The organism is Streptomyces sp. NPDC127119, assembly GCF_042677425.1.
GTDB lineage: Bacteria > Actinomycetota > Actinomycetes > Streptomycetales > Streptomycetaceae > Streptomyces.
On sequence record NZ_JBHXTO010000112.1, the window covers coordinates 17780 to 31252 of the forward strand.

Annotated in this window: 12 protein-coding genes; 8 read left to right on the plus strand and 4 right to left on the minus strand. The window is 72.3% G+C overall.

What is annotated here, in order from left to right; genetic code table 11:
- Positions 1–141: 141 nt before the first annotated feature.
- On the minus strand, positions 142–990 hold the full coding sequence (modA, locus tag ACFVH5_RS33220; protein WP_385837419.1) for a molybdate ABC transporter substrate-binding protein: 849 nt from the start codon (positions 988–990) through the stop codon (positions 142–144).
- A gap of 400 nt (positions 991–1390) precedes the next feature.
- Here modA and ACFVH5_RS33225 point away from each other — a divergent pair, with 400 nt between their 5' ends.
- The 3 genes from ACFVH5_RS33225 to ACFVH5_RS33235 all read left to right on the plus strand — a co-directional run bounded on the left by ACFVH5_RS33225 (position 1391) and on the right by ACFVH5_RS33235 (position 4220).
- Entirely contained in the window at positions 1391–1867 is a 477-nt protein-coding gene (locus ACFVH5_RS33225) for a molybdopterin-dependent oxidoreductase (protein WP_385837420.1), read from the plus strand.
- Positions 1864–3162, plus strand: coding sequence for a methyltransferase domain-containing protein (locus ACFVH5_RS33230; protein WP_385837421.1), 1299 nt, complete (start codon positions 1864–1866; stop codon positions 3160–3162). The genes ACFVH5_RS33225 and ACFVH5_RS33230 overlap by 4 nt, the downstream gene beginning before the upstream one ends.
- Before the next feature lie 89 nt (positions 3163–3251).
- Entirely contained in the window at positions 3252–4220 is a 969-nt protein-coding gene (locus ACFVH5_RS33235; protein ID WP_385837422.1) for a LysR substrate-binding domain-containing protein, read from the plus strand.
- 15 nt (positions 4221–4235) lie between these two features.
- Here the strand turns inward: ACFVH5_RS33235 and ACFVH5_RS33240 are convergent, their stop codons facing one another.
- Positions 4236–4628 (minus strand): molybdopterin-binding protein, encoded by a 393-nt coding sequence (locus ACFVH5_RS33240; RefSeq protein ID WP_385837423.1) that lies wholly within the window; start codon positions 4626–4628, stop codon positions 4236–4238.
- 59 nt (positions 4629–4687) lie between these two features.
- Positions 4688–6076: a glycoside hydrolase family 43 protein gene (locus ACFVH5_RS33245; RefSeq protein ID WP_385837424.1), complete on the minus strand. Its 1389-nt coding sequence runs from the start codon at positions 6074–6076 to the stop codon at positions 4688–4690.
- A 342-nt stretch (positions 6077–6418) separates the two neighbouring features.
- Here ACFVH5_RS33245 and ACFVH5_RS33250 point away from each other — a divergent pair, with 342 nt between their 5' ends.
- The 3 genes from ACFVH5_RS33250 (at position 6419) to ACFVH5_RS33260 (ending at position 9557) form a co-directional block, all read left to right on the plus strand.
- Positions 6419–7333, plus strand: a complete 915-nt coding sequence (locus tag ACFVH5_RS33250; protein ID WP_385837425.1) for an SDR family oxidoreductase — start codon at positions 6419–6421, stop codon at positions 7331–7333.
- Positions 7334–7402: 69 nt separating this feature from the next.
- Positions 7403–7879 carry an SRPBCC family protein gene (locus tag ACFVH5_RS33255; protein ID WP_385837426.1) on the plus strand — a complete coding sequence of 159 codons (477 nt, stop codon included), beginning with the start codon at positions 7403–7405 and terminating at the stop codon, positions 7877–7879.
- Between the two features lie 43 nt (positions 7880–7922).
- A complete protein-coding gene (locus ACFVH5_RS33260; RefSeq protein WP_385837427.1) occupies positions 7923–9557 on the plus strand; it encodes a phytoene desaturase family protein in 1635 nt (544 codons plus the stop codon).
- 9 nt (positions 9558–9566) lie between these two features.
- On the opposite strand, the gene ACFVH5_RS33265 is transcribed toward ACFVH5_RS33260, so the two are convergent.
- On the minus strand, positions 9567–10739 hold the full coding sequence (locus ACFVH5_RS33265; RefSeq protein ID WP_385837428.1) for a PucR family transcriptional regulator: 1173 nt from the start codon (positions 10737–10739) through the stop codon (positions 9567–9569).
- A 255-nt stretch (positions 10740–10994) separates the two neighbouring features.
- On the opposite strand from ACFVH5_RS33265, the gene ACFVH5_RS33270 reads away from it, so the two are divergent.
- A complete protein-coding gene (locus tag ACFVH5_RS33270) occupies positions 10995–12788 on the plus strand; it encodes an FAD-binding dehydrogenase (protein WP_385837429.1) in 1794 nt (597 codons plus the stop codon).
- Between the two features lie 172 nt (positions 12789–12960).
- Complete coding sequence (locus ACFVH5_RS33275; RefSeq protein ID WP_385837430.1) at positions 12961–13410, plus strand: DUF6069 family protein; 450 nt, start codon at positions 12961–12963, stop codon at positions 13408–13410.
- Positions 13411–13473: the final 63 nt, after the last annotated feature.

Sequence of the window (13473 nt, forward strand, 5' to 3'; positions counted from 1 at the left end):
CCCCAACCCCTATCCGGCGGGCACCAACCTCAGGCTCCGAACCCCCCCGCCACCTGCCACCTCCCCCGGCCCGTCCGCCCGGGCCCCCGGGCCCCCCCGGGGGGGTGTCGGCCGCGGCGCCGGACTTGTCGACGGGCACGGTCACGGCTTGAGGAACCCGGCCTCGGTCAGGACCTTCTGGCCCTCGGCGGACTGCACCAGCGCGATGAACGCCTTGGCGCCCTCGGTGTTCTGCGCGTCCTTGAGGGGGACGATCGGGTAGTCGTTGATGGCGTCGTCGGACTCGGGGAACTCCACGCCCTCCACCTTGTCACCCGCCGCGTGCACATCGGTCTTGTAGACGACCGCCGCGTCCGCCTCCTTCAGCTCGACCTTCGTCAGCGCCGCCTTGACGTCCTGCTCGTAGGAGACGGGGGTGAGCTTCAGCTTGCTGGCGTCCAGGGCCTTCTGCGCGGCGGCGCCACAGGGCACCTCCTTGTCGCACAGCACGACCTTCAGGCCCGACTTGGTGAGGTCCTTCAGGGAGGCGATCTTGTCGGGGTTGCCCGGCAGGGTGGCGATCTCCAGCTCGTTGCGCACGAAGGTGGCGGGCGTCCCCGACGCGTCCCCGGCGTCGGTGACGATCTTCATCGTCTTGGGGCTGGCCGAGGCGAACACGTCCGCCGGGGCGCCGCCCGTGATGCTCGCGGCCAGCGAGTCGCTGCCGCCGAAGCTGAAGGTGACCTTCGTGCCCGGGTGCTCCTTCTCGAACTGCTCGCCCAGCGTCGTGAAGCTCTCCTTGAGGGAGGCGGCCGCGAACACGGTCACCGTGCCGGACAGCTTGTCCGACGAGGAGGCGGACGCCGACGCGTCCGACTTCGCCGACGAGGAGTCGGACGCGTCGTCGTCGGACGACGAGCAGGCGCTCAGCGCCAGCAGGGCGGCGGCGCCCGCACCGGCCACCTGAAGGGTCCGGCGGGTCCTACGGGTCCGGCGCGCGGTACGGGTCATTACGGGTCCACTCCCTTTGGTCCTCACGGACACCATCATCTGTGGTCCTGACGGACCTTCTGCCATCTGTGGTCCTGACGGACCGTTCGCGTCGTTCCCCGCGCCCCTGAAAGGCGGGGCTGCGCCCCGGCCTGTCCCTTCGTCTGCGGGCCGGTGGGGGTCGTTCGCGCAGTTCCCCGCGCCCCTCAAGAGCGGGGCTGCGCCCCGGCTCTTGACCTTGGGCGCAGCCCTCACCGGCCGGGCCGGGAACAGGAGGTGCGCACGCGTAGATGATACTGCCGCAGATGCAAGGTCAAAGTCTCTTGTCGCTTCGCACCAGCGGGATCAGGGATCAGACCGGCTGGCATGTGCGTTTGCACGGGGCGTGCGTCCGGGTACGGTCATCCGGGAGGTGGTGCCCGTGAGTCAGTCCCTCGCAGTCGCCGGTACGGCCGCCGGTCCGGTGGCGGAGCTCGCCCTCACCGGTGATCTGAGCCGTCCGGCCCGGCTGACGGTGTCCGACCTGCTCGCCTGGCCGCAGCACGAGACCGAGGTCAGCTTCGAGTGCGCGACCAGCGGCATCCAGCGGCACCGGTTCACCGGACCCCTGCTGCACGACGTACTGACGGCGGCGGGCCCCGGCTTCGACCCCGCCCGCCGCAAGGAACGCCTGCGCTTCCTGATCGCGGTGTCCGGCCGGGACGGCCACCACGCGCTGCTGTCCTGGGCGGAGATCGACCCCGACTTCGGCCGCGCCCCCGTCCTGCTCGCGGTCACCATCGACGACAGCCCGCTCGACGGCCCGGGACCGCAGCTGGTGCTGCCTCAGGACCGCTGCGGTGCCCGGCACATCAGCGGCATCAGCGCGATCCGCGTGGACGGTGGCTACCTTCTGTGAGCTGGACCGAACCGACGGGCGTCCTGGTCGTCCAGCACCTGCCCCACGAGGGCCCGTACGCGCTCGGCACCGCGCTGGCGGCGGCGGGACTGCCGGTGAGCGTGTGCCGGACCTGGGCCGGGGACCCGGTGCCCGGGTCACCCGGGGGACTGGCCGCGCTGGTCGTCATGGGCGGCCCCATGGCGGCGTACGACGACTCCCCGGCCTTTCCGACCCGCGCGGCCGAACTGTCCCTGCTGCGGGCCGCGCTGGACGCGGAGGTGCCCGTGCTCGGGGTGTGTCTCGGCGCGCAACTGCTGGCCGTCGCGGCGGGCGGCACGGCCCGTCCCGGAGCAAGCCGGCAGGTCGGCTGGGGAGAGGTGCGGACGGCTCGGGCCGCGGTCACCGATCCGCTGTTCGCCGAAGTGCCCGAGCGCCTGCGCGTGTTGCACTGGCACGACGACACCATGGACCTCCCGGCCGGCGCGACCCTGCTGGCGTCCTGCGACCGTTACCCGGTCCAGGCGTTCCGGATCGGCGGCTCGGCCTGGGGGACGCAGTTCCACCTGGAGGTGGACAAGGAGGCGGTCGACGCCTTCGCGACGGCCTTCCCGGGTGAGGCGGCGACCGCCCCGGACCTCCAGGACGCCGCTCCCGACGAACTCGCGGCACTGGCCCCGCACCGGGACACCGTCTTCGAACGCTTCGCCACCCTGGCCGCGTCCCGGGCGACGGCGACCACGACCCGCGCCTTCTTCACCCCCCGGGCCGCCGCGTGGGAGGAGCGCTTCGCCGTCGACGGCCCCCGCTACACGGCCGCCGTCTCGCGTATGCAACTGCGCCCCGGGCAAAGGGTGTTGGACGTGGGATGCGGCAGCGGCCGTGCCCTGCCCGCGCTGCGCGCCGAGGTCGGCGCCGAGGGTGTCGTGCTCGGCGCGGACCTCACCCCGGCGATGCTCACGGCCGCCGCAGGGGAGGGACGCACCGGACTTGTGCTGGCCGACGCGTGCCGACTCCCGCTGCCCGCACGGTCGTTGGACGGCATCTTCAGCGCGGGCCTGGTCGACCATGTCCCCGATCCCGCGACCGCCCTGCGCGAATGGGCCCGGGTGACCGCTCCCGGCGGTGTCCTCCTGCTCTTCCATCCCTCCGGCCGCGCCGAACGGGCCGCCCGCCACGGCCGCGCCCTGGACCCCGACGACCCGCTGGCCGAGGAGAACCTGGGTCCGGCGCTGCACGCGGCGGGCTGGGACCTGGACTGTTACGAGGACGCGGCCCACCATTTCCTGGCACGGGCCGTGCGCCGCACGGACTGACGCGCACCGGCCGGCTCCTACGTCTCCTTGCCGAGGCCCGGATGCCGGGATCCGGACACTGAGGGCCCGGTGCCCCTGGGAGGTCACGCGTGCAACTGCGCCAGCTGGAATACCTGGTCGCCCTCGCCCGGGAGCGTCACTTCGTCCGCGCGGCGGCTGCCTGCCATGTCTCCCAGCCCTCGCTGTCCGCGGCGATCCGCCGTCTCGAACACGAACTGAACGTGCCGATCGTGCGACGCGGCCGGCGCTACGAGGGCCTCACCCCGGAGGGCGAGGTGGTGCTGGCCTGGGCGCACCGCATCCTCGCCGAGGGCGACGCCCTCCGCCAGGAACTGTCCGCCCTGGGTGACGGACTGACCGGCACCCTGCGCCTGGGCGTGGTCCCCACGGCCCTGCCCGCCGCCTCGCTCCTGACCACGCCGTTCTGCGACCGCCACCCCCGGGCCAGGGTCAGCATCGAGTCGCTGTCCTCGGCCGACATCACCCACGGTCTCGCCGAGTTCGAGCTGGACGCCGCCATGACCTACCTCGACGACGACTCCTTGCGGGGGGTCCGGCGGCTCCCGTTGTACGAGGAGCGGTACATGCTGCTGACCCCGGTCGCCGGCCCGCTCGGGAGCGCCCCGACGGCGAGCTGGTCGGCCGCCGCCGCGCTCCCGCTGTGCCTGCTCAACTCCCGTATGCGCAACCGCCGCATCATCGACGAGTGCTTCGCCGCCGACGGGGCCACCGCGGCCCCCGCGATCGAGTCGGACAGCGTCGCCGGCCTCTACGCGCACCTCCCCGGCGGTCGCTGGTCGAGCGTGATCTCGCACGCGTGGCTGCACATGTTCGGCGTACCGGACGGAATGCGGGTGGTACCGCTGGACGGGCCGGCCCACGGGCCGCGGGTGGGCCTGGTGACAGGCCCCGACGACCCGCCGTCCGTACTCGCCGGGGCACTCCTGACGGAGGCGCGCCGGGCCGGCGTACGGGAGGCACTGGACGGACTGCTGCGGACGTATCTCGACTCGACCGCCACCGGCTCCCCGGGACGGTCGAACGCGAACCGGACCTGACCGCCCGCGAACCGTTCAGGCCCGGTCGATATGTACGTTCGTCGACTTGACCCGGGCAGTGGCCTCCACCCCGACCTCAAGACCCAGCTCCTCCACGGCCTCCCGCGTCAGCAGCGACACCAGCCGGTGCGGCCCGGCCTGGATCTCCACCTGGGCGGCGACATCACCGAGCTTCACCGCCGTGACGATGCCGGGAAAGGCGTTACGGACGGAGGTGTACGAGGTGTCGTCCTCGCCGTCGCTCTTGGCGAGCTCGACGGAGAAGGCGGCCAGGTCCTTGCCGTCGATGAGGCGCCGCCCGCCCTCGTCCCGGTGCGTGACCATCCGGCCCGCGTCCGCCCAGCGCCGCGCGGTGTCCGGGCTCACCCCGAGCAGACGCGCCGCCTGGCCGATCGTGTATGACTGCATACGCGCCAAGATAGGCGATCACTGACGCGCGGTACGCGACGCGCCCGGTCGCCCGGTCGTCAGTACCCGACGCGGAACGTGGCGTCCTGCTGCTCGGTGGCCGTGGAGACCGGATCGATGCGCAGCACGTAGTTCGAGTGGCGGATGTGGCGCGTGGGGTTGTTGTACGAGCGGAACGACGCCCAGGACGAGTCGGCGAGGCCCGCCGTACGGTAGAAGGTCGCGTCGCCCGCGAACGCCGACGTGCTGTCGTTGACGTCGAGTTGGAGCGCGTAGTTGTAGTGCCGCAGATAGCGGGTGGGGTAGTTCACCGACTGGAAGGAGACACCGGAACTGTCGGCCAGACCCGGGACGAGCTTCCACTGCGAGTCGGTGTACAGGTCGAAGGGGTAGGTGTCGATGCGGGCGGCGTAGTTGGCGTGGCGGACGTAGCGGTCCGGGTAGTTGTACGACTTGAGCCGGTTCCAGGTCGGGGCGCCCCACTTGGTGAGCAGGTTGTTGTACTCGGTCGTGGTGATCGTCGCTATGCCGCAGTGCTTGGAGTTGACCGGCTGGGTGTAGGTCCTCTGGTCGAGCGCGGTCCAGGTGCCGGAGGCCAGGTTGCTGGACTGCCAGGCGTAGAAGACCCCGTTGGGGGTGTAGGTGTCACCCCAGAGGTACCAGTTGTTGCTGGTCAGCGACTTGAACACGGTCGGGGCCTCGGTGCCGCCGTGCGCGACGCCCGCGCTGAACTCGGTGAAGCTGCCCGGGTTGAGGGAGGTGGACCTCGCCGCCACCAGCGTCCCGTTCTTCTTGAAGAAGAGGTAGTTGTAGCCGTTCACACCGACGGCCATGTCACCGTCGATGACGTCGTACCCGGGGTCGAAGAACACCTGAGGCGCCGACGCGGTCACGAAGTCGCTGGTGTAGTTGACCATGATGACGTTGTGGCCGCTGGAGTTGACCGAGGAGTAGATGACCGCGTACTGACCCCGGCCGGCGTCCCAGAACGCCTCGGGTGCCCAGCTGTGCGTGGTCATGTCGTGCAGCTTGAGCCGGCGGTAACCGGTGAGGGTGCGCAGGTCGGCGGAGTCCCAGACGTGGATGTACTGGCTGTTGTAGCTCCAGTCGGTGCCCTTGAGGTCGGTGGCGATGACGACGAAGGTGCCGTCCTGCTTGCGCATGAGGAACGGGTCGCGCAGGCCGAGGGCGCCGGCCGTGGGGGTGACCAGGGGGTTGTTCTGGTTGAGCGGCGTCCAGTTGAGCGAGTCGGTGCTGACGGCGAGATGCAGCCCGTAGTCGGTGCCGAGGCCGAGGCTGGTCGACTCGGTGAAGTAGCACATCACGTACGCCGAGTCCGCCGCGTGGGCGGTACCGGCGCCGAGGGTGAGTACGCCGGACGCGGCCAGGGGAGTGGCGGCGGCCACGCCGAGGAAGAGGCGCCGGGACGGCTGGGGTCGTGCGCTCATCGTGGTCTCCAAGCGGGTGCGGGCGTGACGAAGGGCCCCGGCGGATGCCGTGGGTCGGTATTTCGAACACGGTTCGGGAGATCGATCAGAAATTAGGGTCCAGCCCCGACCACGTCAATGACTCTGACGAGACCCCTGAGTTCCCTGATACCGCCGCGCCCCCGTCCGGGCCGCGACAGGCCCCCACCGGCCCGCAGTCGGCGCGCGACCCGACGCCGGGCGGCGCACACCGACTCGTGGTCCGATGGAAACGGGCGAACCCGCCCGCATCCGGGCAAGCCCGTCACTGGAAATCGTCCCAGCGGCTCGGGAGCCGACAGGAGCCCGTACCAAGGGAGACCCGTGAAACACGACCCCCTGCGCGGCCGCACCGTGGTGGTGACCGGAGCCGCCCGCGGCCTGGGCGCCGCCCTGGCACGGGACCTGGCCCGCCGAGGCGCCCACCTCGCACTCCTGGGCCACGAGAAACCGGCCCTGGAGGCCCTGGCCGCCGAACTGCCGACCCGCGCGGTCGCCTGGGAGGTGGACATCACCGACGACGCCGGTATGGCCGACGCGGCCCGAGGCGTGCGCGCGACCCTCGGCAAGCCCTCCGCGGTGATCGCCAACGCGGGCATCGCCGAGGGCGGCCCCTTCGCCGAGTCGGACGCCGCGTCCTGGCGTCGGGTGATCGACGTCAACCTCACCGGCAGCGCGATCACCGCACGCGCCTTCCTGCCGGACCTGGTGGACACGGCGGGCTACTACCTCCAGGTCGCCTCCCTGGCCTCGATCGGCGCGTCACCGATGATGAGCGCCTACTGCGCCTCCAAGGCGGGCGTGGAGGCCTTCGCCCACTCCCTGCGGGCCGAGGTGGCGCATCAGCGTGTCGCGGTCGGCATCGCCTACCTCAACTGGACCGACACCGACATGATCCGTGACGCCGACCAGCACGCGGTGCTGCGCGAACTGCGCGGCCACATGCCGCCCCCGGCCCGCCGCGTCTACCCGGTGGAGCACGTCGCGGCCAAGCTGGTGCGGGCCGTCGAGCGCCGCCGCACGTCGGTGTACGTGCCCGGCTGGCTGCTCGCCGCCCAGCTCGGCCGGGTCGCGCTGCCGCCGGTCGTGCTGCGCGTGTCGCGCCGTGCGCTGCCCCGGCTGGCGGCCCGGGACGCCTTCCGCCCCACCGGCCTGCTCGGCGCGGGCGGCCGGGCGGACGACTCCGGCAGCACCGGCACACGCGACGGCATCGGCAGGGGCAGGTCGCCGGTCGGTTGAACCGCGGATGCCGGGGGACTCGGCACCGATCACTCCGCTACCGACGGGTGCGACACGAGGGAGGCAGAGGTGGCCGTACGCCACAGGCTCATCAAGAAGAGCCCGCGCGAGGTGTGGACCGTCCTGGCCGACGGCACCCGGTACGCGGACTGGGTCGTGGGGACGGCGTCCTCGTACCCCGTGCGCGGTCGGTGGCCGCAGGTGCACGCCGCGATCGGCTACGAGGTGCGGGTCGGGTTCTGGACCCTGCGCAACGAGTCCGTCGTCCGGGCGTGCGTCGAGGAGCGCGAGCTGGAGCTGGAAGCGATCGCGGGCCCCCTCGGCACGGCCCGTATCGCCATCGAACTGCGGCCCTGGGGCGAGTACACGCTGGTGATCATCGACGAGCATCCGCTGCAGGGGGCCGGCGGCGCCCTGCACAACGTGGCCGTGGAAGGACTCATCCAGGTGCGGCACCGGGCCATGCTCAAGCGGCTGGCCGACGTGTGCGAGGAGAACGGGACGAGCGAGTCGCGGCCCGCCCGCGCGGAGCCGAGGCCGGCATGACCGGCGTCGGCCGTGCGACACGGGACCGGGACGGGAGGCATTCATGCCGGACGCGGTAGTCGTCGGAGCCGGTCCCAACGGGCTCGTCGCCGCCAACCTCCTGGCCGACGAGGGCTGGAGCGTCGAAGTCCTGGAGGAACAGGACGAGCCCGGAGGCGCGGTCCGGCACGACCACGGGGTCGACCCGGACTTCACGAACGACCTCTTCAGCTCGTTCTACCCCCTCGCCGCCGCCTCCCCGGTCCTGTCCGGACTCCACCTGGAGCGGTACGGGCTGCGCTGGAGCCATGCGCCCCGCGTACTGGCCCACCCGCTGTCCGACGGGCGGTGCGCCGTGCTCGGACGCGACCTCGACGACACCGCCGCGTCCCTGGACGTCTTCGCCGACGGCGACGGCGACGCCTGGCGCGAACTGCACCGGGTCTGGGAACGGCTGCGCCCCGACCTGCTGGAAGCGCTGTTCACCCCCTTCCCGCCGGTCCGCGCGGGCGCCCGGCTCGCCCTGCGCCTGCGGACCGCCGGCGGGCTGCGCCTGGCCCGGTCGATGATACTGCCGGTACGGCGGCTCGGCGAGGAGGAGTTCCGCGGCGAGGGTGGCAGACTGCTGCTGGCGGGCAACGCGCTGCACGCCGACCTCGCCCCCGAGGCCGCGGGAAGCGGCGGCTTCGGCTGGCTCATGTCGATGCTGGGCCAGACGTACGGGTTTCCCGTCCCCGTCGGCGGTTCGGGCGCCCTCATCGGGGCGCTGACCCGGCGGCTGGAGGAGCACGGCGGGGTGCTCCGGTGCGGGGAGCGCGTGAGCCGCGTCGTCGTCCGGGAGGGCAGGGCCGTTGCGGTGCGCACGGCCGGTGGCGAGACGGTGTCCGCCGGCCGGGCCGTACTCGCGGACGTGTCCGCCCCCGCGCTGTACGGCGAACTGGTGGACAGCGCCGACCTGCCCCCGCAGGTGCTGGCCGATCTGCGCCGGTTCCAGTGGGACTTCGCCACCTTCAAGGTCGACTGGGCCCTCGACGGTTCCGTGCCGTGGCAGGCCCCCGGGGCCGTCGGCGCGGGGACCGTGCATCTGGCGGACGGCGTCGACGAGTTGACCCGGTTCGCGGCACAGGTCGCCATGGGACAGGTACCGGACCGGCCGTTCGCGCTGTTCGGGCAGATGACGACCGCCGACCCCACCCGGTCTCCCGAGGGCACCGAGTCGGCCTGGGCGTACACCCATGTCCCGCACCGCATCAAGGGAGACGCGGGCGACGACGGACTGACCGGGAGCTGGGACACCAGGGAGCAGGAGCTGATGGCCGACCGGGTCGAGCGGCAGGTCGAGCGTTTCGCGCCCGGGTTCCGCTCCCTGATCCGGGCCCGGCGCGTGCTGGCACCGCCCACCCTCCAGGCTCTCGACGCCAATCTGCACGGGGGTGCCATCAACGGCGGCACCACGGCCCTGCACCAGCAGCTCGTGTTCCGGCCCGTCCCGGGCACCGGGCGCCCGGAGACCCCGGTCAAGGGCCTCTACCTGGCGTCGGCCTCCGCGCATCCGGGAGGCGGGGTGCACGGGGCCCCGGGCTCCAACGCCGCCCGCGCCGCGCTGCGCAGAAACCTCCCGAACGGTCTGACGCGCGCCCAGCGTCTGCTGGCCCGCCGCGACCGCAAGGGGGACCGCAGGCCCGAACTCGGCAGCTGACCGGGGTGGTTACAGCGGCTCCGGGTCGTGGCGGAGCCAAGTGGTCAGGGCCCACCACCAGTGCAGGGTGCTCAGCGGTTCGGCCAGCGGCCCGGACGCGAGGTCGGTCAGCGGGTGCCCGGTGATCTGCTGGAGGCGGCCGAGCCGGTAGCGGACGGTGTTGGGATGGGTGAACAGGGCCGTCGCACTCTGGTCGAGACGGCGGCCGTTGTCGAGGAACGTCAGTGCGGTGACCGCGAGTTGGCGGTGGAAGGCGTCCGATTCGTCGAGGGCGCCCAGGAGTCGGGCGCTCAGGTGCGCGCCCAGGAGCGGCTGGTCGGCGAGGGCGATCTCGGCGGCGAAGTCGGTCAGCTCGTACAGGCCCTGACGCCCCTGCCGTACACCGATGTCGACGGCCCGGACGCAGAGCCGGTACAGCGGGCGGATCTCCTCCAGAGGTGCGGCCGGCGAGACCACGACCAGGGCCGACGTTCCCGCTTCCCCGATCCCGGGCATCCGTCGGCACAGGCCGGCCAGCCGTCCCTCGATCGGGCCGGACACCGCGCCGAGACCGGAGAGCCGGTCCGTGAGGAGGCGGACGGCCGCGGGGTCGCCGGCGTCCGCGACGACGCAGTGGTGCGGTCCGCCGCCCGGCCGCATCCCGGCGCCCGCCATCTCCAGGGGCGACGGCACGACTCCGCCGACCAGCAGCCTGCGGAGGACGTTCGTGCGGACCTCGGCGCTCTCGTGCGGGGTGGCCCGCTCGGCGGCCCGGTAGCCGTTGATCACATGGCGTTCGATCGCGTTGCCGTACTCGTTGAGGCGCAGGACGACGCCGAGCAGGGTGCCGTCCGGCACTCCCGCCGCCCGGCAGCGCTCGACGGTGATCTCCAGTGCCCGGCCCAGCCCGGCCTGGACTCCGCGCAGCACCGCGGTCATCGCGACACCCTGACCTGCCCGGTCGGCCCCCAGTAACAGGGCCGCTGTGAAGTCCTGTTGCTCGACCCCGTCGAAGGTGGCGAACCACTCGCCGGCGGCGCGGACCATGGCCCTCACGTGGGAGCGGCTCTCCGCCTCGGTGAGCCGGGCGACCTCGGGGGAGTGGGCGCGGGCCGCACGGACGAGTTCGCCGCACACGTCGTCGTCGACGGCCATCGTCCGCAGGATCTCGGTGACCGGTTCACGCTCGTGGACGACAGCCATGCGTCGATTCTCCCTCCGCGGCCCGCGCGTGGTCGGTCGGCGCCGCTGTCGCCGGGCCACAACGAAGCCGTCCGCACGTTGGTGTCCGGCCACTACCACATCGCTGTGACGACCTGGTTCCCTGTGGGCTACCGACGGTAACAGTGCGGCAGTCCCAGGAACATCCCCCGTAGCCCGTAGCCCGTAGCCCGTAGCCCGTAGCCCGTAGCCCCTTTCCCGTCCTGCATCTCCTCCGTCTCCTCCGGAAGGCAGTCCATGGAGAACTCACCGGCCCTGGCCGCGATCACTCGGCGCCGTGCCCTGACGGCGGCGGGCGGCGCGCTCGCCGCCACCGCCCTCGCGCAGGCCACCGCCCCTGCCTTCGCGGCCTCGGCCGCCGCCTCGGACGCGGACGCGATCGTCGTCGGAGGCGGGCTGGCCGGCCTGGTCGCCACGGCGGAACTGGCCGCGGCGGGCCGCAGGGTGCTGCTCCTCGACCAGGAACCGGCGACCAACCTCGGCGGTCAGGCGTTCTGGTCCTTCGGCGGCCTGTTCCTCGTCGACTCCGACGAACAGCGGCTGATGGGCATCAAGGACTCCCAGGAACTGGCCTGGCAGGACTGGCTGGGCACCGCCGGCTTCGACCGCGGCATCACCGAGACGTCGGGGCAGGACCACTGGGCCTACAAGTGGGCCGAGGCGTACGTGGACTTCGCGTCCGGGGAGAAACGCTCCTGGCTCGCGGGCCTGGGCGTGCAGTGGTTCCCGATCGTCGGCTGGGCGGAGCGCGGCGGCGGCCTCGCGGACGGACACGGCAACTCGGTGCCGCGCTTCCACGTCACCTGGGGCACGGGTCCCGCGGTCGTCGAACCGTTCGAGAAGAAGGTGCGGGCGGCGGTCGCGGACGGGAAGGTCACCTTCAAGTTCCGGCACCGCGTCGACGGGCTCGTGACGACCAACGGGGCCGTCACCGGTGTCCGGGGCGCCGTTCTGGAGCCGAGCGGCGCCGCCCGCGGGAAGCCCAGTTCCCGCACGGTGGTCGGCGAGTTCGAGCTGCGCGCCCCGGTCGTCATCGTCACCTCCGGTGGCATCGGCGCCAACCACGACCTCGTACGGCAGAACTGGCCGGCCCGGCTCGGCACCCCGCCCAAGACCATGATCACCGGCGTGCCGGCCCATGTGGACGGCCGGATGCTCGCGATCACCGAGAAGGCGGGCGGCCGGATCGTCAACCCCGACCGGATGTGGCACTACACCGAGGGACTCAGGAACTACGACCCCATCTGGCCGGGGCACGGCATCCGTATCCTGCCGGGCCCGTCGTCCATGTGGTTCGACGCCACCGGCAAACGGTTCAGCGCGCCGGACATGCCCGGCTACGACACCCTCCACACGCTCAAGTCGATCACCGCCTCCGGGTACGACTACTCGTGGTTCGTCACCACGCAGAAGATCATCGCCAAGGAGTTCGCGCTCTCCGGCTCCGAGCAGAACCCGGACCTGACCGAGAAGAACATCTGGAAGCTGCTCTCGCGCATCTGGCAGACGCCCGAGCCGATCGAGAAGTTCAAGAAGAACGGCGTGGACTTCATCGTCGCCACAACCCTGTCCGAACTCGTCCGCGGCATGAACAAGCTGACCGGCGACGGACTGATCGACCTGGCCGGCCTGCAGCGCCAGATCGAGGCGCGCGACCGGGAGATGGACAACCCGTACACCAAGGACCTCCAGGTCATGGGCATCCGCAACGCCCTTTCCTACCCCGGGGACAGCATCAGCCGGACGGCGGCGGCGCACAAGATCCTGGACTCAAGTGCCGGTCCGTTGATCGCCGTTCGCCTCAACATCCTCACCCGCAAGACCCTCGGCGGCCTCCAGACCGACCTCTCCGGCCGGGTCCTGAACGCGGCCGGCACACCGGTGCCCGGCCTGTACGCGGCCGGGGAGGTCGCCGGGTTCGGCGGGGGCGGCGTCCACGGCTACCGGTCCCTTGAGGGAACGTTCCTGGGCGGGTGCCTCTTCTCCGGACGGGCGGCGGGGCGGGCCGCCGCGGCGGTGACGGGAACCTGAGCCGGGGCCCGGCCCGGCACCGGCCCGACCCGGCTCCGGCCTGGCTCCGGCCTGGTCCGCCCCCGGCCCGACCTTAAAAAAGTTGCCCGGTGACCGCTCAGTTCCTGGCCCCGCTCCGGTCTGACTCCATGTAAGGCCAACCACCCAGGAATTGCCGACAGGAGACTCTGCCATGAGCGTCATCGCGTCCCGGAACCAGTCCTTCGCCCAGTCCCTCGGCACGCGTCCCGTGTGGCAGGTCGGCGCCCTCGCGGTAATCGCCGGAGCGCTGGTGACCGAGGCCTTCGCTCTCGTCGCCCGCGGCGCCGGTGTGCCGATGGAGGCGGCCGGCCCCGGGGCGACGGAGGCCGCCGAGATTCCGGTGGGCGGCTTCGCCATGGGCGTGCTGTTCTGGTCGGTCGTCGGGGTCGTCCTGGCGATGGCTCTCGCCCGCTGGGCCGGGCGGCCCGCCCGTACCTTCGTGGTGATCACCGTCGCACTGACCGCGCTGTCCCTGGCGGGCCCGGCCGTCGCCCCGCACACCGCCACGTCCACGCAGATCGTGCTGGCCGTGTCCCATCTGGTGGCCGCGGCCGTCGTCATCCCGCCGCTGGCGGGGCGGCTCGCCCGCGGGCGAGCCTGACCGGCGCGCCTGAGAGGCGCGTCTGAGGGGCGCGGGGGACTGCGCGGCCGGCCACCATCGGCC

Bases quoted from the DNA above. Each gene is read 5' to 3' on its own strand.
- modA (WP_385837419.1), bottom strand. From the start codon at position 990: ATGACCCGTACCGCGCGCCGGACCCGTAGGACCCGCCGGACCCTTCAG.
- ACFVH5_RS33240 (WP_385837423.1), bottom strand. From the start codon at position 4,628: ATGCAGTCATACACGATCGGCCAGGCGGCGCGTCTGCTCGGGGTGAGC.
- ACFVH5_RS33245 (WP_385837424.1), bottom strand. From the start codon at position 6,076: ATGAGCGCACGACCCCAGCCGTCCCGGCGCCTCTTCCTCGGCGTGGCC.
- ACFVH5_RS33260 (WP_385837427.1), top strand. From the start codon at position 7,923: ATGCCGGACGCGGTAGTCGTCGGAGCCGGTCCCAACGGGCTCGTCGCC.
- ACFVH5_RS33265 (WP_385837428.1), bottom strand. From the start codon at position 10,739: ATGGCTGTCGTCCACGAGCGTGAACCGGTCACCGAGATCCTGCGGACG.
- ACFVH5_RS33270 (WP_385837429.1), top strand. From the start codon at position 10,995: ATGGAGAACTCACCGGCCCTGGCCGCGATCACTCGGCGCCGTGCCCTG.
- ACFVH5_RS33275 (WP_385837430.1), top strand. From the start codon at position 12,961: ATGAGCGTCATCGCGTCCCGGAACCAGTCCTTCGCCCAGTCCCTCGGC.